This is a genomic window from Bacillus sp. 5mfcol3.1 (genome assembly GCF_900114335.1).
Taxonomy (GTDB): Bacteria; Bacillota; Bacilli; order Bacillales; family Bacillaceae_G; genus Bacillus_A; species Bacillus_A thuringiensis_S.
Window position 1 is genome coordinate 470,287 of sequence record NZ_FOST01000003.1, and the last position, 23,785, is coordinate 494,071.

Consider the following 23,785-nt stretch of genomic DNA (forward strand, 5'->3'; position numbering starts at 1 on the left):
TCTATAAATTTATTGAATTCTAGCCAATTCTAATATTTTTCGAATAAATGGCGCTTTTGCCTTTGTATATGAAACACGATCAAAAGCATATGTAATAGCAAGCCTCTCTTTTAATTCTCTATATTCTTTACGTGCCCATTCATGGCTTATTAGAAAGTCACGAAATAAAATATTGTTTCTCCACTCATCACTATTATAAATATAAATATGCAAATGATGAGTACCCGCTCTCCATTTTCCCTTTCTAAAAAAACGCCAATTGGTTGCATCTTTTGGAACATACTCATATCCAATTTCCGATAGAACTTCAATCCAGTTTTCAGTAATTTGTAAGTCTGTTACGCCAATCATCATATCAATAAGAGGTTTAGCTCCTAATCCTTCTACTGCTGTGCTTCCTATATGTTCAACAGCAATTATTTCTTGTCCTAACAAGGAACAGAATTTCTCTTTTTCTTTTATATACTCTTCAACCCAGTCTTTTTGATATGCTTTAATAACAATTTGTTGATCCATTGTATTCACCTCTTTATAAGTGTTTATCATTATATTTATAAAATTTTATATTATTAGCATAGGATTTCCATAAAATATGTCGAATAGTGGCATGTACAACATAATTATATTAAATGTGAGGTAATCTATGAAAGATAATTCCGTGGAAATTCAGTTAAATAACGTAACATTCCAATTAAAAGAATATCATAATTTTGATTGGCTTATTAAATTAGGGACCGTATTTGCAGTTTTTGACCAGCAAGACTCAGGTAATATAAGTTTTGGTGTAGAAAAAGATGGGCATAAGAAATTTATCAAATACGCAGGAGCACAAGCAATTGCATTTGAAGGAACAACGGGTCACGCTATTAAAAGGCTAAAAAATTCAGTTACTATCTATGAAGATTTAAAACATGAATCGCTCATAAGACTAATTGATCATTTTCCAGCTCAATCTGGATATGTATTAATTTTCGATTGGTTTGATGGTGAATGTCTTCATTCGCATTGGAGTTTCCCACCTCCTGAGAAATATAAAAATCCAAACTCACCATTTTATAAATTTAGGCATTTATCTGCTATAGAACGAATTCATTCCTTACATTCCCTTTTTTCTTTCCATACTTATGTAGAAAAGAAAAACTATGTAGCGATAGATTTTTATGACGGTAGTATTTTATATAATTTTAATACAAACGAAACAAAAATTTGTGATATAGATTTATACAGTAAGAAACCTTACATAAATAAAATGGGCCGGCTATGGGGTTCCTCCCGTTTTATGTCACCAGAGGAATTTGAACTAAACGCAACAATTGATGAAAGAACAAATGTATTTAATATGGGAGCAATGGCTTTCTCACTTTTAGGCGGTGAAAAAGATCGTTCTTTTATAAAATGGGAAGCAAGTAAGGAATTATATGAGGTAGCGTATCGTGCTGTAAATAACAATCGAGCAGAACGGTATGCATCAGTTACAGAATTCTACGAAGCGTGGTTAAAAGCAGCTAACGCAGAAAATATATAACCTTAAATTATTAAAAGAAATATAGAGTTTATACTATACTTGTTTTGTTTTCTTTGCTATTGCAAACTTCAAAAAAGCTGCAAGTAGGAGGAGGAGCGGTATTCCCTGAATAAAGAGACATCCTCCAAAAAAATCAAGCGTAGTGCTATATGGAGAGTCTGTTGCCATCACACCTATAAATAAAGCCATTGGACTTGTGAGTAGATTTATCCCTAAACAGATCATTATCAATGATAGATTTTTAGCCTTAATTTTTGATGAACCAGACAAGAAAAATAAAAATATCGCAGTACCAAATATAAGAAACAGTGTTACATAAAAACTTACCATAATATCCCTCCATGAATCTAATTGTACCATTAGAAAGGACAAATTTGAATAAATAGGATATTTATGTAAGTCAGATATAGTGTCTCTTTATCAGTGGCAAGAAAAAAGTGGATCCCTACTCTCTCACAAGGAATCCACTCTTTCTATTTCTACAACTCTATTTATATACGTTCCTCTTTTTGTCCTTACGAGAACTGCCATCACTAGATCATTAACATAATTATCTTTAGCGGAAGTTAAAGGTTTTTATTTTCTTGCTCAATTAAAGCACCTGTTAGTTAAAGATTATGGATAATTAATTTGAAAGTTTTTTATCTAAATACACCTTTTCTTTTGGAAAGCCAATCTTCTAAGGCATCTTCGTGTAGTTTTGTGAATAATTTTGGTATTTGGTCTATTGGGAAGTATTTTAAATCCAAAGTCTCAATACCATCTACAGTAAGTTCTCCACCAATTGGCTTACATTGAAAACAATGAGTGATAGTCTGAGCTTTATCTCCGTTCGGAAACTCACCAGAATATTTAGAATAGACACCTATAAGATGTTCAACTTCAACATTTAATCCTGTCTCCTCAAATATTTCTCGTTTAGCGGTTTCTTCAAGAGATTCTCCAAGTTCCATAGCACCACCTGGAAGACCCCATTCATTTCTATCTCCCTGTTTTTGTAAAAGAATTTCATTTCGTTCGTTATAAACAATACCTCCAGCAAAATTAAGAAATATTAAATCATGTCCTACTTTTCCCCGGATATAACGAATGTAGTCCTTATTTGTAGTCATAAATTCCCTCCTAATTTATATATAAAATACAAATTAATTATATATAAAGATAGAAGAAAATAGTAACAAAAATGATAATATTCCTTATTCTCATAAGGGATTTGCCCTTTACTTTTTATCAATCTATGCGTTTATTAACCATTTCTTAAAACAATTTTATCGCAGTTCTAAAAATTGGTGTCCTCTAGTTTTCTAGCCGGACTATATTCTATTTTCAAGCCCATTTCTATCTCCCCATGAATAAAACTCAACGTTCTGTTTATACTACAACTACATCTAGAGACACATCACTGTTTAGAGCGGCTAGGTTTTGTTAGCTGCTCTTTTGTGTTTTACACAAATAAAATCAATAACTCAGCATACAATATCTATGTAGCTAGACTATTACCTCTGTATCGAGCAGTTAGGCTGGGCTAAATGCTCTCTTATTTATGACAAAATAAAACTTTTAAACAGAATTACTTTCGTATAACATTTTCAATCTCGCTTACACTATAACTGTAAATTTAAGTTACACATCTATTACTTGTAGGGCCTAATTTTCTTTTGTGTAACAATTGGTTAGCTCATAAAGTTAACCAATTTGTTGCCTTAAATATTTTTTATTTCTCAATACTTAATACCTAGAATTAATTCTAATTTATTGGCATTAAACTATTGACATTGATTTTCCTCATATGCAATTTTTGAAAAGGCCTTTTCTCTCACATTAGGCTCTTTTATTTATTAAAAAAAGATTATTTTATATAGATTACTATAAGCATCCATAAAGCCAAAGCACCAATGATAGCGAGTACTATACGTGTAGATAGTATCCTTACTTCAAAGTCTGTTTTCTTGGAGGGTTCAGGATATGCAATTATGTAAACTCCCTTTAATAATGCAAGCCATGCAATAACCGTTAGGAATCCCTGCCAGTTGAATACCCATACATTATGTAGAATTACAGTACCTAATCCTAGGAAAATTGATAGAAAACCATACATAATACCAAACCCTCTGTCTTCAACCACTAATTTTTTTAAGTCACGTAGCACCGATGGACGGACGAAAAGTATTCCCGATACGATAACCGTCATCCATCCCCAGAACAGCCCTAAAAAAGTACTAGTTTCCATTATTATTTCACTCCCCTCAATTATATTTATATTTCAGATATTCCTTCCTTTAGAACAATTCCAGCACTTTTATGTGTAGGTTAAAGTCTGCTCTTTTTTAATACAAACATTCCGTATTCAATGCCCATACTTAATCACACCATTTCTCTACAAAATGAAATTTTTATTAATCTTCCTCATCTCCGTAACAGTTATATAATTCCTAGCATTCTTCCGACTTGCTATTCTACTTTGATTCACTGGTCTTGTATAAAAACGAACTGTTGCATGAAGTACGATCATATACTCAGCGTACTCCTGTATAGTTCTAATCCATAGAAATGATTCACTTTTATAAACGACGTACTCCTTTACGTTCAATGTTCATTCTCCCTTTTGATTAAAATAGCGCTTTTATTAAAAGTTTCTATCTTTATCATTCCCTATCCGCTTCTACTGTGCCAAAGCTTGTACTATTTGCATACGCTATTAATAAGTAAGAAGATAGGAGGTGTAAATAGAATGTCTTGCATTATCACAGGGTTAACTCAGCCACTTTGTTTAACTCTTATTTATAATATTTCTAACGGTAAACTTGTATCCTCCTCCGTTGAGTACGGATCATGTTCACTATCAACAGAATTTGATTATGATAGTAAGAATCTAGTTATTAGAGTGCCATTTACTGGTGAAGGTACACTTGTATTTAACAATAATTTCGAAGCAAGTTGCGTCACAACGAATATAACTCAACCGTAATCAAATTTATTTATCCTTAGGGAAAAGTAGAATTGTACTTCTATTTCCCCCCTTCTCCCTCCTTTAGTAAGATAAAACTCGCATTGATAATTCAAATAACGATTTTGTTTCAAAATTGCACCATCATTAAAAACATACATACAATATGATGTGAACCGTTTTTTCAATATACATCTTAGTCATAGGGCGCTTTAAAAGGCGCTCTTTAGTTTTGAAATAAAGAATTTGTTCGCTTTTTTGATACATTTATGAAACATTCATATGTTATCTTCAGTACGTTCTTTTCTCTTTATAATGCCGTGTGAGATATACTCAGATTTGAAGCCCTAGCCCCCCTAAATCTAGGGCTTCTCTATTCAAATAACATTTTTATTTAAATTTAATAAAACCTCCCTTTATCCAAATAGATTCAAATTTAGCTATTTAGCATATATAATACTTTTAAACAATTTAAATTCTATACATAAACAATGGAGGCTTTAAAATGGGGAGTGTCCAAAATTTAACACCACAACAATCAATCTCAAAAAAACAAATTGACCCTAATAAGAATCAACAAACGAATAAAAAGCTAAAACGTCGTCTGTTATTAGCACTTGCTTTTATGCTACCTATGGTTATTTCCATTCAAATCTACATTTATAAACAAGAAGATATGATTCAAGAAAAACAAATTACACTTAATAAAGAAAAGAAAAAATTGTCTGAATTAGAACTAATAGGACGTTATTTTGAAAACGATGTTAAAACTTTAACAGAGAGCGAAGAAGGTATTTTAAAGTTCGCAAGGAAACTATATGGATTCTCCAGACCTAATGAAACTATATTTCAAATAGCTGAATGACTTTTCAATACATAAGCGATTGTCATTAATCAAGGAGTGAGTTAATGATCATCCCTTTTTATCAAAATTCTATCAAATAACTATTTTATTAAAACATTTCACCTTTTAACTGGACAAGCATATATTATTGTATGGAGTCATCCACTCATAGAAATCTACCTTTCTTGTCCAAGAGCACGCTTATATGCGTGCTCTTTTTGATTGTATATAAAGACTTCACATACATTAGAAATATACATACAATACTCTTTTAACTGCTGTATTTGCTCTGGATCACGTATTGGTTGAACAAAATTCATTATTCATTGCCTCCCTTTTCTTCTGTCCCGTAAACTTCTAATCCAAGTGCAAAAGCAAGTTTATAAAACGCTTTAGACTTCCAGCGTCGATAAGTGCGCTTTGACATCCCTATTTCGTTATAAACCATGTAATTACATACGTCCTCTTCTTCTAAATAACGTTTATAAATAATATCTCTTTGAATGCTTCCTGCACGCCCGTTTTCTAATCGATTTAGAAACTGATCAATACGTACTAAAATTCTTTCAAGCCACTCTTCTCGTTCGTTTTATTGAATATTTGCTATAGCAACATCTTCTAATGGTTTTCCAACTGTAAGTGTAGGACCATGCTCACGTATTTCATAAGAAGGAGTGACTTTCATTTCTTTACGTATTGTCCCAAATTGTCTTTGTATACGTACGCTTTCCAACACACCTTCTAATTCTTCTTGTGTCGCTGTTCTATCAATTTTTGGTAAGAAAGATAATTGTTTAGTCATGTAAGATCACTCCTTTTTATTTTTAGATTACTTTTGTCTTATCGCTCCGCGTCTTCGTTCATAACAAGGTCTATGCATTCCCATTAACTCTTTAATTTCACGAGTACTTAATTTCTCTTTTGGTTTTGTTTTATTTTTCTTCTTTCCTTGCTTGGATTGCTTTTTCCATTCGCATAATTGGGCTTTTAGTGCCTTCATATTTCCCCATCTCCCTTTTCAAAATAAAAAGGACACCTATTCCTAAAACAACTTTAACTGCTGCTTTAATGAATTGGCGTCCTCTAGTTTTCTAGCCGGACTGTATTCTACTTGCGTTCACTTTCTATTCAAAGGATTATTTTTTTGGGTTTTATTAAATAAACCAGTCTCTTAATACATCTAAGAAACTGAAAAAATTCACACTAGCGGCCCTTTATATGGAATACGTGGCATATTAATGAAATCATACGTCACAATATCTTCTATATTTGCCAGATAGGCATGTAAGCTTTCAATTAACATAAGATTAGGTATACTTTCTTTTTCTTTTATCAAAATAATAGGCTTTTGGAATGCATATGCGTAACCAAGTTCAAAAGCCGTGCCACTATCTACACATCCATTCACAAAATCATGAATTGCCACTACTACATCCGCTCTTCTTAAATATTTTAAATCATTATGAAAAACTACAGTTCTCCACTCCGTAGATCCAAAAGTTAAATGTTCATGTTGATAAAACCTAGCTGAAAAAATATCTGCAACAAAAGGATTGTTACCAAGCGCATTTTCTAGTCTCTTTATCCTGTTAATTTGTTCATCATTAAAAAATGGACCTGCTATAAATACCCTAACTACCCTGGTATTCTTTTTTTTCATACCACCTATACCTCCTTTCGCCCTTATAAACTTTAAATATTCCGTGTATTACAAAGATATTATCGTTTATTTTAAAATTATGAATATCTATCCCTTGAATAAAACCAAATATTCTGTCAATAATGAAAACACATGATTATCTTTCTCCGATTTCCTTATTTGAGTAGTTAGCTTTTGCTAGCTGCTCTTTTATTTGCGAACACTTTAGACAAGATTTCATACAATATATCCAGTCCTTTCTTATAATTTGAGCTCGTCACTTTCGTTATAAAAATAGGGTTATGTCCTATAACTTTTTTCAGGAATCATCCATATGTTATATCTGAAAAAGTGGCTCTGCTTTATAAAAAGGTGGTTGCGGAAACTACCGCCTTTTTATTTATGACAAAATGAAATTTTTATTCAGTTTCTTCTAATTCATGTATACATGCCATACATAACTCACTAACTTCATCGATCCAATCCGTTTCCTCTAAACAGTTACTGCAGCGTTTCATTCTACTTCATCCTCCAATACCTTGACAGTTATATAATTTCTAGCATTCTTTCGGTTTGCTATTCTCCTTTGATACGCTGGTCTTGTATAAAAACGAACTGTCGCAGGAAGTACGCCCATATAATTAGCGCATTTCTGTATAGTTCCGATACATAACAATGATTCACGTTTATAAACGACGTACTCCTTTAAGTTCATTTCTAAGTCCCCTTTTCTAATAAAATAGCGTTTTTGTTTAGTTTCACTCTAAAAGTAAAATTTTCATTTTTTCATTCAATCAAGTTCATAAAATATTCTTTTCCCCCGATAAAATAATGATTAGGTGTCCCACGCGCATTTTATCCACTGGAAATAATACCTTTCACGTACTTACGTATTAGAAACTTCATTTCTGCTTCTTCTCCACTAGCAATTTTGTTCACTTTTTTGATACATTTATGAAACATTCACATGTTATCTTCAATATGTTCTATTCTTTTTGAAAAACCATGTGAGAATACCAAAATAAGAAGCCCTAGAGCCCTAACTCTAGGGCTTCTTGTTTTCAAATAAGGATTTTGCTAAAAAACTACACATTTATTAAGAACATGCATAAAATATAATGTGGTATTCTTTTTCAATATTAATGTTTATCCGAGAGCGCCTTGAATGGCGCTCTTTAATTTCCAAATAACATTTTTAGATAATTACGAGAGCGGATTTTATTATGTTGTACAAGCACTACTTCACTTTATTAAATAGACTATATAGATATTTAAAAGAAGGGAGCTTTAAATTCATATGGCTGATTACTTTTATAAAGATGGTAAAAAATATTATAAAAACCAATCACATTCCAACAATCAAAAAAATAACTGTTTTATTGAAACTCATACGATAGCTGGTTCTGCAGAAAATGAAAATGGAAATATACCTGTTTCAGTTTTCCTTGAAACCACCGCTCCACAAACTGTATTTGAGGATTTTACAAACAATCATAACAAAACATTAATTCAGTTATTCGTTGTCGGTATGAGTGCACCCGTTCAAGTAACTATTCTAACAAAAAGATCTAGCGTACCAATTACTACTACATTACAACCTGTTCAAACAAAAATATTTCAAGTTGAAGATTTTCAAAGTCTTACTCTTACAAAGCAGGAAGGTTCTACTAGTGTAGTTAGTTTATTTGTTCAAAAAACATTTTGTATATGCTGTAACGATAATAACGATTCATGTGATGAATATTACCAAGAATGTAATTGATAGATTAAATCACCAGAAAAACCCTTTATATAAAGGGTTCTTTTCCTTTTACTCCCCTCATTTTCCCGTTTTTTATTAAAATAACGATTTTATTATGTTTCCTAACTTACAGTAATGTCCTTAAAAAACATTCATATATATTTATCAGATGCACTTTTAAATCCCAGAGTATCAAATACTTTTAAGAGTTGACTGACCAATAATATTCGAATTATCTTTAAAAACTTATTAAAAATAACTTAGATACAAAAAAGCTACGTTTTATATAGGATAAAAAATTATCTTAAGTAAAGGAGCTTGATTATTTGTGAATTATCAAAATGATAACAACTCTAACATTCACAAACCTTGTTCTTGTCCATCTCCCACGGCTAACAGTTTAAATGTTGTTCAAACTACCCCATCAATAGTTTCTGTAAACTCTGCGATTCCACTAGATACTGTGGTAAATTCTAATGGCACGGCAATCTCATTCACACCACCTACAACTGTTTTACTTGAAGGTGGAAGAACCTATTTAGCAATCTATGAAGTGCAAGTTATCATTCAACCAGGAGGTAATTCAGCAGGTATCACTATGTATCTGAATAATAATCCAATCATTGGATCAGGTACTTCTCTAGGATATACAGCCGGATTCACTTCTGTATCAGCCCCCGCAATTTTCACTACACCTCCAGGTATAACAAGTACTCTTACTGTTAATGTAGGACCATATTCTAATACATTAAATACGTTGGGCTTAACTCTTGCTGTTGTAGCATTGACATAATGAAATGTAAAACTCTCTACTATGATTTTCTTTGTCCTTTAACTGTTTTTTGGGCTAGCCTCTAGGAACTCAACATAACTACATATAGAAAAAGAACATTATTTGGTTCGATAGTACTAGGTGACTCGGCTAGCACAATTGCTGAGTCACCTATTTATCTATAACAAAATAAAGCATTTGTTTAATTTATTACTTGTTCTTTTTAATGCATTATTCTATTACAATTCATTTTCATGTTATAATTACCAACAGTACATATTTTAATAGGCACAACAAATCTCATAAATATAGGAGGACCTTAATGATCCTAACTCAAGAAAAGAACATAAAATTAATTATGCATTTTCTTACATTATTATCTTTTTTTATTCTTATTTTCTTTAGTGTCACAATTTTTTATATACCTTTGGTTTTCTATTTTGTATGTAAATCACAAAACATTCGGAAAAATATTCTTGAAGCTGTTTTTTTTCAACTATTCATTTGGATAATTACAGTGATTTGGAATCTTTTCATAATAAGAATCTTAATGCTATTTTGGTCTAATTTAGACTTGGCTTCAAATAACGCTTTGATTATTTTCGGGGTAGCTTCTTTATATCTAATACTGTTTCTCTTGTTAATTTTTGGACCTATAAAAGGAATTTTATATGTGCTACAAGAAAAAGACTTTCATTATCCTATTATTTCTAAATGGATTAACAAATAAAAATACGTGTAGAAGAATTCAGAGTTTCACTGAATTCTTTTTTTATGGATCTTTTAAAATCTTTTACATCTTCCTTCATTCCTTCTTTTTAATAAACTTCAACTTTTATTACAATAACGCTTTTTTAAAATACAATCGTTTTTCTATAAACTTTGTAACCTTCATTTCCTTTCCTATGATTACAATTTCCTACTAGCAACCAAGTATTGGCTATCCCCCCATATGAACACCTCAATTTTATTGGCATATACTTTGAAGGAAAAAACATTTCAATTAAACATATACCTACAAATTCAGTTGCTAATAATTTACCAAAAATTACTTAACATTTAATTTTTTAAAGGAGGTATTTATGAGATATAATCGAAAATCAAATTCGTGTGATAAATTTCAGCAACCCTGCTTTGTTTCTATATCCCCTTGTGATCAAATTAATTGCTGTACACCTGTTTTTTTCTCGAATGCTCAACAACAAGAATTATTGCAAATAATAAATCAATTAAATCAAGCCACCCTTTCTTTTTTCACAACACCAAATCCAACAACTATACAAATACTCCAATCAGCATTACAGGCATTAAATGATTTATTAATAGCAGTACAACCAAATACACCAAATAGAAATTTAGTTATAAGAACTATAAATCAATTAATTAATTCTTTACCTACCGCATCTCTCACTCAAATCTCAGCATTATTCCAATTTCTATTCCAAAGCTTGTCTTCACTTATAAGTTGTTCAAATATATCGGACCCCTTATTACAGCAAACATTCAACTTAATTTTACAAGGAATCTTAAATAGTTCGCTATTAAGTAACATCGGAACACCGGGGCCGACTGGAGCCACTGGACCTAGAGGATTTCCTGGACCTAGAGGCGCTCAGGGTTCTCAAGGTGTGCAAGGAATTCAGGGGCCTGAAGGACCTGAAGGACCTCAAGGTGTGCAAGGGATTCAGGGACCGGAAGGGCCTGAAGGGCCTCAAGGACCTCAAGGTGTAGAAGGAATTCAGGGGCCTGAAGGACCTGAAGGACCTGAAGGACCTCAAGGTGTACAAGGGATTCAAGGACCACCAGGACCACCTGGGCCTACTGGTTCAGGGACCGGAATGGGAATTCCTGGACCACCGGGACCTACTGGGCCTCAGGGTATCCAAGGGATTCAAGGACCGGAAGGACCGGAAGGGCCCACTGGACCTCAGGGTGTACAAGGAATTCAAGGGCCGGAAGGACCGGAAGGAGCCACTGGACTTCAGGGTGTGCCAGGAATTCAAGGGCCGGAAGGACCACCAGGAGCCACTGGACCTCAAGGTGTGCAAGGAATCCAAGGGCCGGAAGGACCACCGGGACCTACCGGAGATTGTGATTGTCCACCGGGACCTACTGGACCGACCGGACCTACTGGGCCAACCGGACCTGCATGTAATTTCCTAGTATATGCTACAAATGCAGGACTCATAGATGACCCTACAAATGATACAGTATCTGTAATTAACACCGGAACAAATATAGTAGTTGATACAATTACTGTAGGTAATGCACCACTTGAAGTAACGGTTTCACCAAATGGAGCTCGTGCCTATGTTACTAATATTTTTTCTGATACCGTTTCCGTTATTGATACTGCTACGAATACTGTTATCGCTACCATTCCCGTTGGAACTGATCCAATCGGTGTAGCTGTTTCTCCAGATAACACAACTGTTTATGTTGGAAATCATGGTAATAATACTGTTTCTGTTATTAATGCAGCTACCAATGCAGTTATCACTACCATTCCTGTTGGCCTCGCTCCACAAGGAATCACTGTTTCACCAAATGGGACCTTTGCATATGTTGCAAACGAATTAAGCAACACAATTTCTGTTATTAATACTGCTACCAATGCAGTTATCGCTACCATTCCTGTCGGTATTCGTCCTAGAATAATCGTCTTCACACTAGATGGTACTCGTGCTTATGTCACAAATCAAAACAGCAATACTGTTTCTGTTATTAACACCGCTACCAATGCAGTTATTAATACAATTAACGTAGGTACCGAACCTGTTGGTATAGATATTACACCGGGTGGAAATCTTATTTACGTTGTAAATAAAGTTAGCAATAATGTATCTGTAATAAATGTGGCGACAAATACTGTGATTGATACAATTTCTGTTGGTTTATCCCCTGATCAAGTAACTATCATACCTGATGGCACTCGAGCATATGTTACAAATCAAGCTAGTAATACTGTTTCCGTTATTGATATTGCTACGAATACTGTTATCACTAATATCCCAGTAGGTGTCGCTCCAACCGGAATAGCTACTGGAACTATTTGTGAATAAAATAAAGAAATGAAAGCCACAGATAGTTTTTATTAACATTGATAGTATGTGATATTCTTTCTTTAACTACGTTCAAACAACCAGGATAAACCTCTATATTCTGTTAATATTCTTTTCTGTTTTGTCTTACAGAACCTGCCGAGCCGCTAGCTGTTGTTAGCTGCTCTCTTTCTATAAAATCCAAATCAAATACCAATCAATTTACTGAAATTGATTTTTTTGGAATTACATGATAATATTTACCTATAAAATCATTACCCTTATACAAAGAGCTATGAGCCTTTCCACTCATGGCTCTTTTTTATTACGATTTTCACTTCACATCTACACGATCAACTTTACCGTTTATCCAAACCGCGACTTGCTCACCAAATCCACTCATTGGTGGATTGACTACTGTTACATTTCCGCCCTTCACTATTAAAAGTTTGTTGCTACCAACATCAATTTCTACTTTTTTCAAATATCCATCTCCCTTTTACTACCGCATGTACTCGACAACATCAGTTTTAAAGCCACTTCCCAAATAAACCCTTACTGGAATTACTACACGACCTAGCTCGTCCACTTTTCTTGCAACACCTGTTTTTTCATAGCTTACTCTCCTTTAGTATTTTTATATTTATTTAGAATCTCATCCAAACGTTTCTAATTACGAATGGTTTCTGCTTATCAAGATTTAGATTTAATTAATTGTAATAAATCGGTTGGGGGTTTATACAGAAATGCTTTCAGGGAAATTTTTATAAAGAAATAAAAAATGCAGCAGTGAAAAAAATTAAAACTCATAATTTAAGACATACACACGCAACTATACTATTGAAACAAGGAGTTAACCCTAAAATTATCAGTGAGAGATTAGGTCATACTGACATTTCATTAACTCTTAGTATTTATTCTCATGTTTTATCGAACATACAGGAAGAAGGAGTAAAAAATTTTGGTAAAAGTATCATTGGATAGTTAACGTTTGCAAACTGTTTGTATTTTATAACAAAAAGCCAAACAAATCTTGTATTAACAAGGTTTATTCACTTTAACATATGTTATCATGTATAATACATATGTTAAGTAAATTCAGAATAACGAGGCAAATATTATGGACTTTGTTTATATTAATCAAAACGTATTAAATAATCTTCTATACATTTTATGTAGTATATTTGTTTTTTATTTCATATATGATAGCAGGCATTATTTGAAAAAATACAAAATATTACTGATTACCCTTTGTTCTAGTATCCCGCTTATTTTATGTATGCGATACCCTATCTATATGGATGAAAGTTGTATTCATGATTTAAGACAAATTCCGGTCATAATAGGTACGCTTTATGGTGGATTCCCTGTCGGTATCATATTGTTTACAATTTTATTAATTACAAGATTTATATTTTATGGCTTTAATATGCTGACAGTCGTTGTTTACGGAATAATGTTCATCGTTACAGCACTCGCATCTTCAAAATTTAATACATATAATAGAAAGCTTAAAGTAGCTTTTTCCATGTTTTTAACCTTTTTCCTAGCAATATTTACAACTGTAATTGTATTAACTTTATCAGATTTTGAAGTGAATAATTTGTATATTATTTATTTCATGGTATTACCGACTACTTTAATGTTATTTATTGTTTATATAAATGAAGTTATAAAAGATGCTGTATTAATGCGCTCAAAATTAATTAAAATGGAAAAAATGGAGATTGTTAGCCAACTCGCTGCAAGTATATCGCACGAAGTAAGGAATCCTTTAACGGTTGTAAAAGGATTTACACAGCTTTTAAAAACACCAAATTTAACTCCTGAATCAAGAGACGAATATATTAAACATATACTTGAAGAGTTAAATCGTGCCCAAGAAATTATCGATGATTACTTAACGTTTGCCAAACCTGCTCCAGAAAAATTAGATCAAATTTCAGTAAAGCAAGAGTTAAATCGAGTTATTAATATGATATTGCCATTGTGTAATATGAATACGATACATATTACACAGGATTTTTCTGAGGCAACCATTGTTGGTAATAAACAGCACTTTCAACAATGTTTTTTAAACTTAATAAAAAACAGTATTGAAGCAATGCCTAATGGTGGTACCTTAAATATTTCCTCATCTATCAATAATAGTAAAGTTGAAATACGAATTGAAGATAGCGGAGTTGGAATGTCACAGGAGCAAATACATCGATTCGGTGAACCGTATTTTAGTACAAAAACAAAAGGAACTGGTTTAGGTACGATGGTTGCTGTTAAGATTATTGAGACGATGCATGGAAGTTTAAAAATCCGAAGTATCATTAGTAAAGGAACAACTTTAACGATTACGTTCCCGAAATATAGTAAGAATACGCATTTAAACAAATAAAAAAGGAGCATAGTTGCTCCTTTTTTATTTGTTTCGATACATAAGTATCTTCAATGTTTTTTTAGTTTACATTTGTGAAGACTAATTAAAAATTAGTATCCTCCGCCCCAGCAGCTGCATCCTACAATTATTAATAGAATGAATAACACAACTAATAAAGCGAAACCTCCACCAAAACCACAAGAACCACCGTAACTCATATTTTCTCCTCCTTTTGGTTTGAAAACTAATAGGTAGTTGATCATTTTAACTGGTTCGTATTATACATTATGTGTATATCCCTTTTTTGAGCATGTCTACATAAAAATAAGTAAAAGCACTCGTTTAAAGAGTGCTTTAAAATGGATACCAAAAGTTTTGAAATACGTTTAATTTTAAATATACCGCAACAATAAATATGAAAATACCGGCAAATAAAGCGATGAAATCTTCACGTTTCGCCTTACTTGTATAAAACCATGTACGTTTATCCTTCTTTCCAAATCCTCTTAAATCCATTGCATTTGAAACCGTATCTATTCTTTCTAGAGAATGCATGATTAGTGGCCAGAAAATTAAAACACGGTTCTTCATACGAACCCATAAACTTGCTTCTCCTTTTTCAAAAGCCACTCCTCTCGCTTCTTGCGCGTGTTTAATAATTTTATACTCAGACTGGATGTCAGGAATATAACGTAGTGCAATATTTATTGCATAAGTAATCTTATAATGAATACCAAGTTTACTTAAGTTACTTACAAATTCACTTGGATCTGTCGTGTAAATAAAAAGAAGTGTAAATGGTAACAACGTAAAATACTTTAATGAAAGTGTAGCTGCATAAAATAATGTTTCATATGTAATCGTTACATATCCAACATGTAAAAACGCGGTATATGATTCAGTTAATTCAGATCCATGAGTTGGTGTAATCAATAAAATCATGACAGAGTTTAATAAACTAAATGTAAATATGACACTAAAAACAATTAAAATTTTACGAAATGGAATTTTAGCAATGCTGAGCCCGATACACCCAATAATAAATAATATTAGCAACACCCGAAAATCAAAAAATAAAAAAGTAAGCGTCATACAAAAAATAAATAAAAACAATTTCACTACCCCATCCATACGATGAAAATATGTACTATGCACCTTCCTCCCTCCTATTACTATCTAAATAAAGCTCCATAAATTTTTCTGGACATGCAATCCCACTAAATTTAACAAGCTTGGTTAAAGAACTCTCTCTTAAGTTGGCTCTTTGTAACGTTTCTTGATCGCCTAATACATCAAACACTGTATTATCCGCAATAATTTTCCCTTCATGTAGAACTACTGCACGGTCTGTATATTCTAGCGCGAGATTCATATCGTGAGTGATAAAAACAAATGAAATTCCCTTTTTAGCTAGGTTTTTAATAAAAGACATAAATTGTTTATAGTGATAATAATCTTGTCCCGCTGTTGGTTCATCTAATATGATAAGTTTAGGATTTGTTGTTAATACAGATGCGATTGTTAATCTCTTTTTTTGCCCATAGCTTAGTGCTTGAATTGGCCAATTACGAAATGGATATAAACCACAAATTTTTAAAGTTCCTTCTACTCTATTCTTAATTTCTTCCTTAGAAAAATTATGTAATGTTAATGTAAATGAAACTTCTTCAAAAACAGTAGGCTGTGTAATCATATGATTTGGATTTTGCATCACGTAAGATATGATTTCCCCACGTTTACGAATAGACCAAGAACTAATATCTTCACCTTTTAACAAGATTTTCCCATTTTTCATTTTATTTATGCCTATAAGACTATGAGCTAATGTTGATTTCCCTGCTCCATTATGCCCTAACAGTGCCACAATTTCTCCTTCATATATTGAAAGGTTTACATTTTCTAATACTTTTTGTTTATTAGAGTATGAAAATGATAAATTCTCCACTTTAAGTAATTCCTTGTTTTTGGTATTCCCTTTTAATATGACTTGTTTCTCCATCCACTCTTTTATAACGTTGCTTACCTTTTCTTTTTGAAGGTTTTCCATTGGATATATTACGTCATTATTACTATCAAAATGTAATCTCTTTAATGCTTCGATGTAAATAGGCTCTCTTAAGCCGATACGTGGTAATATATTTGACGCTAAGATTTCTTTTGGTGTTCCTATCGCAATGACTTTACCTTCATCAATTAATATAACTTTGTCTAAATCCAGGTTTAAAATTTCTTCTATTCTATGTTCAATAATAACAATCGTTTTATTATATTGTTCATGTATATCTTTCATAAGTTTTATCGTATGTAAGGCACTTAGTGGATCTAAATTAGCTAACGGTTCATCGAACAATAATATATCCGCATTTGTTGTTAATAAACCCGCTAGAGAAACTGTTTGCTTTTGACCTCCTGATAATTCATGTGGACTTTGTTTATGAAACGTATGCATCTTCACCTTTCTTAATGAGTCCGAAACAATCTTTTTCATGTCATCTTGCTTTACACATTCATTTTCTAAATAAAAAGCTACATCTTCTTCTACTGTCAGACCAATAAATTGAGCATCTTGATCTTGCAAAATTGTTCCTACCTGCTTACTTTGTTCAAAAATACTTCCTTCCCTCGGGTCTTTACCGGCAATTAAAACGTTACCTGTACTAGTCCCTTCGTAAGAAAATGGGATTAGCCCATTTATACAATGAGCTAATGTCGACTTTCCTGAACCACTTCGTCCAGCAATTAGTACTTTTTCCCCAGGGTATATATGAAAGGTAATATCACTTAAAGTAGGCTGCGCAGCATGCCCATATTGAAAGGTGAATTGTTCAAACGAAATAATTGGTTTCATGTTAACATCCCTACTTTTCAATTTTTAAATGTGTATGTTTCTTATTAGATTTTGCCAAGCCAATTGTAAGTGGCAATCCAACTACTAAGAAAACGATAACATCGGAAATTGTTGCTCCTAATACTTGGATAACAATTTTGTCAAATGGTTCTCCCATCACAATAATATCGAATGCCCCAGCAAATATAATAGCAATGACAATACCAACTAGCCCAGTAATTGCTAAATAAGAAATATGCCCCTTGTTAAACGACCCGTTTTTCACACTAAAACCAACTCTTTTTTGAATAAGACCCATCGAAAAACCAATAATCCCTGAACTAGTAACCCAGCCCCACCAAATCCCCCATCCAGCAATCGTATCTGTTACGGTATGACCGATAAGTCCGATTAACAGTCCTGCCACTGGACCAAATAATGCTCCAAAAACAGTTAATATAGCTAATGCTGGTTTAATAAATGTATTCGGTGCAATAGAAAATCCCCAAAGTCCTAATATCCCGTATAATGCTGCTCCAATACCGATTGCTACTACTAACTTTGTTGATAATTTGTTCATTACAATTCCCCTCTCATATTAGTCAACTTTTATTACTCTATATTTAATTTAAAAATGAATTATGCATCTACACTCCCTTTCTATACAACAAAAAATGACCTCTTATATAAGAGGTCATTTTCTTTCACGTTCAAGAATCCTCTTATCTTTCAAAAAACACAACGTGTCCTCTGCGGAATTAGCACCTTCCTATAAAATTACATAGGGGTTGCTGAGGTTTCTTAGGGCCGTTCCCTCCACCTCTCTGGATAAGTATTAATTTGTAATTCGTATTATGGCACTAAAGAATGTAAATTTCAACACTTTTCTTACTATTTTTATTTTTTGTTAAATAGATCATTTAAATCATTGTATTCTTATCGGAATTATGAAATAATAAATTCAAAATCGTTTCGGGAGGAATGCATTATGAAAGTTATTGGTTTGATTGGAGGATTAAGTTGGGAATCTACATCATTATACTATAAACATATTAATACACTTACACTCTCTCAATACGATCAAAATGCAAAGTTAGTTTTATATAGTATGGATTTTGGTGAAGTAACTACTTTATTACAAAACCATCAATATGAAGAAGTGAAAAATGAACTAGTTACAGTTGCAAAGAAAGTTGAAAAATCTGGGGCTGAATGTTTATTAATGTGTTCAAATACCGTACATCTATTTGCCGAGGAAGTAGAACAAGCAATATCTATCCCGCTTCTTCACATTGGTGATGTAAGTGCTAAAGAAATGGTAGAACAGAATATAAAACGTATCGGACTATTAGGAACAAAACAAACGATGGAGCAAGATTTCTATAAATCACGATTAGCGAAATATAACATTGAGACAATTATCCCCAATGACGAGGAAAGAACTTTTATCCACCATGTCATATTAGATGAATTAAGTAGAGGGATCATTTCAGAAACATCTAAAGAAGAGTTATTACAAATTACAAAATCATTAATTCAAAATGGTGCTGAAGGTATATTATTAGGCTGCACTGAAATACCTTTACTCATCTCCCAAAATGATCTCACTGTTCCCGTTTTTGATACTGCTTTTTTACATGCAAATACTGCTGTGCAATTTGCTGGATAAGAATATACAAGCATAAAGGTGAGAACCTCTATGCTTGTATACAGTTACGACTATTTATCCCGCTATTTATGGGTAGTAAAATCCCTACCGATTAAAGTTTTACTTTATTTAAAAGAGATTCAATAACTGCAATTGCTTCTTTTGAACCACCACATTCTAAAAAGCTATCATTAAGTTTTCTTATACCATGTTTATACTTTTCATTTGAAAGAACATCTGTTACGGCCTCTTTTAAAGTGTGCACATTAACATGTTCTTTCAATAGTCTATGTGCCGCTTCAAGCTCAGTTAGTCTTTGCGCTATCATAGGCTGGTCTTTATCATGCGGTATTATTACAAATGGGACATTATAATGAATGGCATCGTGTACGCTATTCATACCGCCATGTGTAATAAAAACATCTGCTTCATTTAATATTTCTGATTGAGGTACGTATGGAGCAATTATAAAATTATCTGGTGCTTTCTTAATTTTAGAAATATCATTTCTATCACCAATTGCCATTACAACTATCCCATCAAAATCTGAAAAAGTATCAATACAAGTATTAAAGAATGGTTCGAGTCCTTCAAGCAGTGTTCCCATTGAAATATAAATAACTTTCTTTTCTTTAAGTGATTCCAGTGGAAACTTTATATTTGTTTTACGCTTTGAAATACTCGGTCCAATAAAAATGTTATTTTCCCCGAACGATTCGCTATTAGGTTGGAAATAACAACTTGTGTATACGAGACAAACATCACCCTTATTATTCATAAATTGAAGATTATTCTTTGGTTTTACTCCAAATTTATGTTCCATCTGATTTAGTAATTTTTCAGAGATTTCCTCTGGTTGGAATGGCATATCTGCATTTGGATGAAAAGGTAATGTCTTCAAAAATTCTGGCGGAATTAAAAATATAGGTGAGGACACTACACCTGGAACTTGTAAATACTCCTTTACTAACTCTCCTGCGCCAAATATATCATAAATTACGAAATCAAAATTTATACTTTCACATAATTGTTTCGTAATTTCTAATATATATAAAGAAGTTTGAACATGCACATGAAAGAAAGCATTTAACCCAGATGAGGTTTCAGCATCAATAGAAATCTCTTTTAATAGATCCGGATGAGTATGTACAGTAGCTCCTAAATCTTCAATTCTATCCTTAAAGTTTGCCGTTGTAATATAATGTACATTATCCCCTCGTTCAGTAAAGGCTTTTACTAAATTTAATGTAGGGTTTACATGCCCCTCTGCTGGAAAATTAACTACTAAAATATTTAGCACTTATTTCTCACTCCTTACATTTCATTGTTTTAATTAAGCATACTGTTATTTGTACAAGTAATCTTCCCCTAATAGTCCTAATATGCTTGTTACATTATGTTGATAAATAATTTTCAGTCATCAACATAAAAAAAGCATCTACCTATGTAGATGCCTAACCGTGATAAGGAGTGTTCTGTGAGGTTAGAACAAGCTTTTCTGCTTGTCCTATGCTATCAATATATGATTTATTTTATAAAATGTGAATCGTTAATAGAATTATTTTATCCATTTTATATGATCAAATGGATAAAATACCATTTCTACCTTACCTATTATATTTGACTCATCAATAAGTCCAAGTGTATTCCTACTATCTTTACTATGATTACGATTATCACCTAACACAAATAATTTATGCGTAGGAACTTTTATTTCTCTAAAATTTGAAAAACGATTGGATACTTGTAACATATCTAAATGTATATACGACTCATCACGCTTTTTACCGTTAATATATACCTCATCCTCTTTTAATTGTATATTATCCCCCGATAATCCAATAATTCGTTTCACATAGTAAGTAGGCTCGTCTTCTTTTTTTATGATGACAACATCCCCATGCTGAAAAGACGATAAACAGACGTTTACCTTATTAACAAGTATATAATCTTTTTCATTTAAAGTAGGTTGCATCGAAATTCCTTCTACCATACAAAATAAAAATGACTTATTAATAAAAATAACCCCTATTATAATTAAGATGTAGCTACATATGTTCCTCCAATATTTTAGAATAAACAGCTTCATATATACCTCATTTCTAATCTATTCCCAGATAAAAACGCCTCTAGTTCACATGAATGCTAGAGACGTTTCGTCCATTTTAATTCTCTTTAGAGTTATCTGTTTTTTGCGCTTCACCAGTTAATCGCTTATTTTTCAAATCAAAATAAGCATCTAAAACTTCTTTTCCAATATCGGAGTTAATGCCCGATTTATCATTTTCAACCCACGGTACTACAACAGAAAACGCTACTTCTGGATCATCATATGGCGCATATCCAGCTAATGTTAAGTTATAACATTCTCTACGGTCGCCTTTCTCATTTCGCCCAATTTCATTTTCTCCACCATATACAGTTTGTGCGGTTCCTGTTTTACCAGCTGGTTTATATGGTGCTTTTTGGAACGCTCTTACTCCCGTTCCATCTCCGTCTTGAAATACTTTTCTAAATCCTTCTTTTACTTGATTAATATATTCTTGTTTCATATCGATTCTATTTAAAACAACGGGTTCTATTGATTGTACTACTTTACCAACCTCATCTTTTTGAACGGTTTGTTCTCTAATCTCTTGAACAATTTGTGGTTTCATTCGATACCCTCCATTTGCGATAGTCGAAATATATTGTGCAAGCTGAAGTGGTGTATACGTATCATATTGTCCAATAGAATAATCTAATAAGAAACCAGGCTGATTATCTTTTCTTCCAATTTGGCCTGCAGTTTCATTTGGTAAATCAATACCAGTTTGTACGCCTAGTCCAAATTGCCTGAAATAATACCTCATTTTATCAAAATATTCTTGTTTAATATCTAGCGAACTATTTTTTACATAATCCACTCCAGCAATTTTTAATGCTATATTAAACATATAAACGTTTGAAGAAACTTGTAACGCTCTTAGATCGTCTATATCACCAAAATTTTTCCAAGACTTCTTTTCCTTAGTTCCTTTAAACTTCATAGGTGCATCATAAAAATGTGTCCCAGGAGTTATTGCATTTGTTTCAAACCCTGTTAACACTGTCGCACCTTTAACCGTTGATCCAAGCTCATATGAACTTGTCAGCGTGCCTAAAGCATAATCTTCTACTTCCATTTTCCCATCTTTTTCTACAAGCCTTTTCCCAGCCATTGATAATACTTGGCCATTTTTAGGATTCATCATCACTACGAAAGCACGGTCTAACATTGATTCTGATCCTTTATATTGTTTTAATATTTTTTCTATGCTCTCCTCTACTTTTTTTTGCAATTCCATATCTATTGTTAAAGTTAAATTTTTACCGCTTTTTCCTTCCGAAACCGTTTCCGTTCTAATAGTATTTCCTTGTTTATCAGCAATGCTTCTTACTTCTTTTTTTGTACCATGAAGTACATCTTCGTATTGCTGTTCGATATAACTTTTGCCGACCCTATCATTTCGGCTATAATCACGCACTAAATAATAATCTAATCGTTCACGTGGCAATCCTTCATCAGCATTTGAAACGTTACCAAGGACAGAACGGAATAATCCATCATTTACATAGATTCTCTCCCAATCAACTGATGCGTCTACTCCTGGAAGGTTCGCTAAATTTTCACTAATCACCGCATATTCCTGTTCACTAACGTCCTTTTTAATAATTTGAGGTGCCATTTGAAAACCTGAGGTCATTTTACTTTTAATAGCTAACACTTCTATATCTTTAGCCGTTAGTTCTTGAAGATTTTTATCTGTAACGCGTTTCCTTTTTAAATCTTCTATTTTTTTGTCTAGCTCTTTTCCGGTAATATCCTTATCTCGGAACTTATCTATTTCTTTTTTTGATACTAAGTCTTGAGCAAGTTCTGGATTTAATTGCATCCAAAAGTCTTTCTTATCAGTCTCAGTTAACTTATCTATATCTTCTTGTGGCATTTCAATAATATCTGCAAGTTGTCTTGCTGATTTTAATATTTCTTCTTGTTTTACACCTTTCACCTTTGTATATGTAATCGTACGTAAAGACTTATTATCAACTACTGGATTTCCTTCACGATCAAATATTTTCCCACGTGGTACAGAAAGGCCCACGGTTGCATTTTCTCTCTTCTCTACTTCATTTTTATATGTTTCTCCATCAAAAATTTGCACTTTCCCTAACTGAATAATAATGCCAGAAAATAATAAAAATACACAAAGGAATAAAATATTTAACCGGAGAGGTACTACTCTACCACTTTTCTTCTCTTGCTTTTTCACTTTGTCATAATCTCCTCCTTACAATATTTCAAATAATAATCACATTTCTATATTAAAAGTAATGTACAATTTCTATACATTGCTTTGTACAAATATTAATATAATGTTTAAAACTTAATAGAAATTAAAACAAAGGTA

26 protein-coding genes, 2 pseudogenes and 1 riboswitch are annotated in these 23,785 nt (G+C 32.5%); of the genes and pseudogenes, 10 read left to right on the forward strand and 18 right to left on the reverse strand.

Annotated features, from left to right (window positions below):
- Positions 1-9: 9 nt before the first annotated feature.
- Positions 10-516 (reverse strand): GrpB family protein, encoded by a 507-nt coding sequence (locus BM089_RS20650; RefSeq protein WP_000372679.1) that lies wholly within the window; start codon positions 514-516, stop codon positions 10-12.
- A gap of 127 nt (positions 517-643) precedes the next feature.
- Here BM089_RS20650 and BM089_RS20655 point away from each other — a divergent pair, with 127 nt between their 5' ends.
- Positions 644-1,525: a protein kinase domain-containing protein gene (locus BM089_RS20655; protein ID WP_000654531.1), complete on the forward strand. Its 882-nt coding sequence runs from the start codon at positions 644-646 to the stop codon at positions 1,523-1,525.
- Positions 1,526-1,558: 33 nt separating this feature from the next.
- Here BM089_RS20655 and BM089_RS20660 read toward each other — a convergent pair whose 3' ends face one another.
- From BM089_RS20660 to BM089_RS20675, 4 genes are all read right to left on the reverse strand, one after another.
- Positions 1,559-1,855, reverse strand: coding sequence for a hypothetical protein (locus tag BM089_RS20660; RefSeq protein WP_000253417.1), 297 nt, complete (start codon positions 1,853-1,855; stop codon positions 1,559-1,561).
- A 311-nt stretch (positions 1,856-2,166) separates the two neighbouring features.
- Positions 2,167-2,637 carry an NUDIX hydrolase gene (locus BM089_RS20665; protein WP_090977940.1) on the reverse strand — a complete coding sequence of 157 codons (471 nt, stop codon included), beginning with the start codon at positions 2,635-2,637 and terminating at the stop codon, positions 2,167-2,169.
- 737 nt (positions 2,638-3,374) lie between these two features.
- On the reverse strand, positions 3,375-3,755 hold the full coding sequence (locus BM089_RS20670) for a hypothetical protein (RefSeq protein ID WP_090977942.1): 381 nt from the start codon (positions 3,753-3,755) through the stop codon (positions 3,375-3,377).
- A gap of 147 nt (positions 3,756-3,902) precedes the next feature.
- Positions 3,903-4,115: a hypothetical protein gene (locus BM089_RS20675; RefSeq protein ID WP_090977944.1), complete on the reverse strand. Its 213-nt coding sequence runs from the start codon at positions 4,113-4,115 to the stop codon at positions 3,903-3,905.
- Between the two features lie 141 nt (positions 4,116-4,256).
- Between BM089_RS20675 and BM089_RS20680 the strand changes: the two genes are divergently transcribed.
- The gene (locus BM089_RS20680; RefSeq protein WP_001277643.1) at positions 4,257-4,493 is read left to right on the forward strand and encodes a hypothetical protein; all 237 of its coding nucleotides are present in this window, start codon (positions 4,257-4,259) and stop codon (positions 4,491-4,493) included.
- A gap of 484 nt (positions 4,494-4,977) precedes the next feature.
- The gene (locus BM089_RS20685; protein WP_000536042.1) at positions 4,978-5,337 is read left to right on the forward strand and encodes a septum formation initiator family protein; all 360 of its coding nucleotides are present in this window, start codon (positions 4,978-4,980) and stop codon (positions 5,335-5,337) included.
- A 155-nt stretch (positions 5,338-5,492) separates the two neighbouring features.
- Here the strand turns inward: BM089_RS20685 and BM089_RS31150 are convergent, their stop codons facing one another.
- From BM089_RS31150 to BM089_RS20705, 5 genes and pseudogenes are all read right to left on the reverse strand, one after another.
- The gene (locus tag BM089_RS31150) at positions 5,493-5,636 is read right to left on the reverse strand and encodes a hypothetical protein (protein ID WP_002094038.1); all 144 of its coding nucleotides are present in this window, start codon (positions 5,634-5,636) and stop codon (positions 5,493-5,495) included.
- Positions 5,636-6,118, reverse strand: a pseudogene (locus BM089_RS20690) (ArpU family phage packaging/lysis transcriptional regulator). The gene BM089_RS31150 and the pseudogene BM089_RS20690 overlap by 1 nt, the downstream one beginning before the upstream one ends.
- A gap of 27 nt (positions 6,119-6,145) precedes the next feature.
- Positions 6,146-6,316 (reverse strand): hypothetical protein, encoded by a 171-nt coding sequence (locus tag BM089_RS31155; protein WP_000645522.1) that lies wholly within the window; start codon positions 6,314-6,316, stop codon positions 6,146-6,148.
- A 198-nt stretch (positions 6,317-6,514) separates the two neighbouring features.
- On the reverse strand, positions 6,515-6,976 hold the full coding sequence (locus BM089_RS20700) for a nucleoside 2-deoxyribosyltransferase (protein ID WP_025118696.1): 462 nt from the start codon (positions 6,974-6,976) through the stop codon (positions 6,515-6,517).
- Between the two features lie 493 nt (positions 6,977-7,469).
- Positions 7,470-7,670: a hypothetical protein gene (locus BM089_RS20705; protein ID WP_090977946.1), complete on the reverse strand. Its 201-nt coding sequence runs from the start codon at positions 7,668-7,670 to the stop codon at positions 7,470-7,472.
- 582 nt (positions 7,671-8,252) lie between these two features.
- On the opposite strand from BM089_RS20705, the gene BM089_RS20710 reads away from it, so the two are divergent.
- The 4 genes from BM089_RS20710 to BM089_RS20725 all read left to right on the forward strand — a co-directional run bounded on the left by BM089_RS20710 (position 8,253) and on the right by BM089_RS20725 (position 12,530).
- Positions 8,253-8,717 (forward strand): exosporium protein D, encoded by a 465-nt coding sequence (locus BM089_RS20710; protein WP_090977948.1) that lies wholly within the window; start codon positions 8,253-8,255, stop codon positions 8,715-8,717.
- Between the two features lie 307 nt (positions 8,718-9,024).
- Positions 9,025-9,489: a hypothetical protein gene (locus BM089_RS20715; RefSeq protein ID WP_001109242.1), complete on the forward strand. Its 465-nt coding sequence runs from the start codon at positions 9,025-9,027 to the stop codon at positions 9,487-9,489.
- A gap of 301 nt (positions 9,490-9,790) precedes the next feature.
- Positions 9,791-10,198 (forward strand): magnetosome magnetite crystal formation protein family, encoded by a 408-nt coding sequence (locus tag BM089_RS20720; protein WP_065228914.1) that lies wholly within the window; start codon positions 9,791-9,793, stop codon positions 10,196-10,198.
- Between the two features lie 352 nt (positions 10,199-10,550).
- On the forward strand, positions 10,551-12,530 hold the full coding sequence (locus BM089_RS20725) for a YVTN family beta-propeller repeat protein (RefSeq protein WP_090977950.1): 1,980 nt from the start codon (positions 10,551-10,553) through the stop codon (positions 12,528-12,530).
- Positions 12,531-12,843: 313 nt separating this feature from the next.
- Here BM089_RS20725 and BM089_RS20730 read toward each other — a convergent pair whose 3' ends face one another.
- Complete coding sequence (locus BM089_RS20730; protein WP_000754941.1) at positions 12,844-12,993, reverse strand: DUF3954 domain-containing protein; 150 nt, start codon at positions 12,991-12,993, stop codon at positions 12,844-12,846.
- Between the two features lie 168 nt (positions 12,994-13,161).
- Here BM089_RS20730 and BM089_RS31925 point away from each other — a divergent pair.
- Both BM089_RS31925 and BM089_RS20740 read left to right on the forward strand, forming a co-directional pair.
- Positions 13,162-13,493, forward strand: a pseudogene (locus tag BM089_RS31925) (tyrosine-type recombinase/integrase); the annotation flags it as partial.
- Between the two features lie 136 nt (positions 13,494-13,629).
- On the forward strand, positions 13,630-14,898 hold the full coding sequence (locus BM089_RS20740) for a sensor histidine kinase (RefSeq protein WP_002094037.1): 1,269 nt from the start codon (positions 13,630-13,632) through the stop codon (positions 14,896-14,898).
- 92 nt (positions 14,899-14,990) lie between these two features.
- Here the strand turns inward: BM089_RS20740 and BM089_RS20745 are convergent, their stop codons facing one another.
- The 4 genes from BM089_RS20745 to BM089_RS20760 form a co-directional block, all read right to left on the reverse strand.
- On the reverse strand, positions 14,991-15,098 hold the full coding sequence (locus BM089_RS20745) for a YjcZ family sporulation protein (RefSeq protein WP_000120182.1): 108 nt from the start codon (positions 15,096-15,098) through the stop codon (positions 14,991-14,993).
- Positions 15,099-15,234: 136 nt separating this feature from the next.
- Positions 15,235-16,035 carry an energy-coupling factor transporter transmembrane component T family protein gene (locus tag BM089_RS20750; RefSeq protein ID WP_090977952.1) on the reverse strand — a complete coding sequence of 267 codons (801 nt, stop codon included), beginning with the start codon at positions 16,033-16,035 and terminating at the stop codon, positions 15,235-15,237.
- The gene (locus tag BM089_RS20755; RefSeq protein WP_071714915.1) at positions 16,028-17,728 is read right to left on the reverse strand and encodes an ABC transporter ATP-binding protein; all 1,701 of its coding nucleotides are present in this window, start codon (positions 17,726-17,728) and stop codon (positions 16,028-16,030) included. Before BM089_RS20755 ends, BM089_RS20750 begins: the two co-directional genes overlap by 8 nt.
- Before the next feature lie 10 nt (positions 17,729-17,738).
- A complete protein-coding gene (locus BM089_RS20760) occupies positions 17,739-18,287 on the reverse strand; it encodes an ECF-type riboflavin transporter substrate-binding protein (protein WP_090977954.1) in 549 nt (182 codons plus the stop codon).
- A gap of 139 nt (positions 18,288-18,426) precedes the next feature.
- A riboswitch (SAM riboswitch) is annotated at positions 18,427-18,542 on the reverse strand.
- Between the two features lie 153 nt (positions 18,543-18,695).
- Between BM089_RS20760 and BM089_RS20765 the strand changes: the two genes are divergently transcribed.
- Positions 18,696-19,376: an aspartate/glutamate racemase family protein gene (locus BM089_RS20765; protein WP_053564339.1), complete on the forward strand. Its 681-nt coding sequence runs from the start codon at positions 18,696-18,698 to the stop codon at positions 19,374-19,376.
- A 91-nt stretch (positions 19,377-19,467) separates the two neighbouring features.
- Here the strand turns inward: BM089_RS20765 and BM089_RS20770 are convergent, their stop codons facing one another.
- The 3 genes from BM089_RS20770 to BM089_RS20780 form a co-directional block, all read right to left on the reverse strand.
- Positions 19,468-20,655 carry a macrolide family glycosyltransferase gene (locus tag BM089_RS20770; protein WP_000932146.1) on the reverse strand — a complete coding sequence of 396 codons (1,188 nt, stop codon included), beginning with the start codon at positions 20,653-20,655 and terminating at the stop codon, positions 19,468-19,470.
- A 258-nt stretch (positions 20,656-20,913) separates the two neighbouring features.
- Positions 20,914-21,444 (reverse strand): signal peptidase I, encoded by a 531-nt coding sequence (lepB, locus tag BM089_RS20775; RefSeq protein ID WP_002094036.1) that lies wholly within the window; start codon positions 21,442-21,444, stop codon positions 20,914-20,916.
- A 76-nt stretch (positions 21,445-21,520) separates the two neighbouring features.
- Positions 21,521-23,647: a peptidoglycan D,D-transpeptidase FtsI family protein gene (locus BM089_RS20780; protein ID WP_071714913.1), complete on the reverse strand. Its 2,127-nt coding sequence runs from the start codon at positions 23,645-23,647 to the stop codon at positions 21,521-21,523.
- Positions 23,648-23,785: the final 138 nt, after the last annotated feature.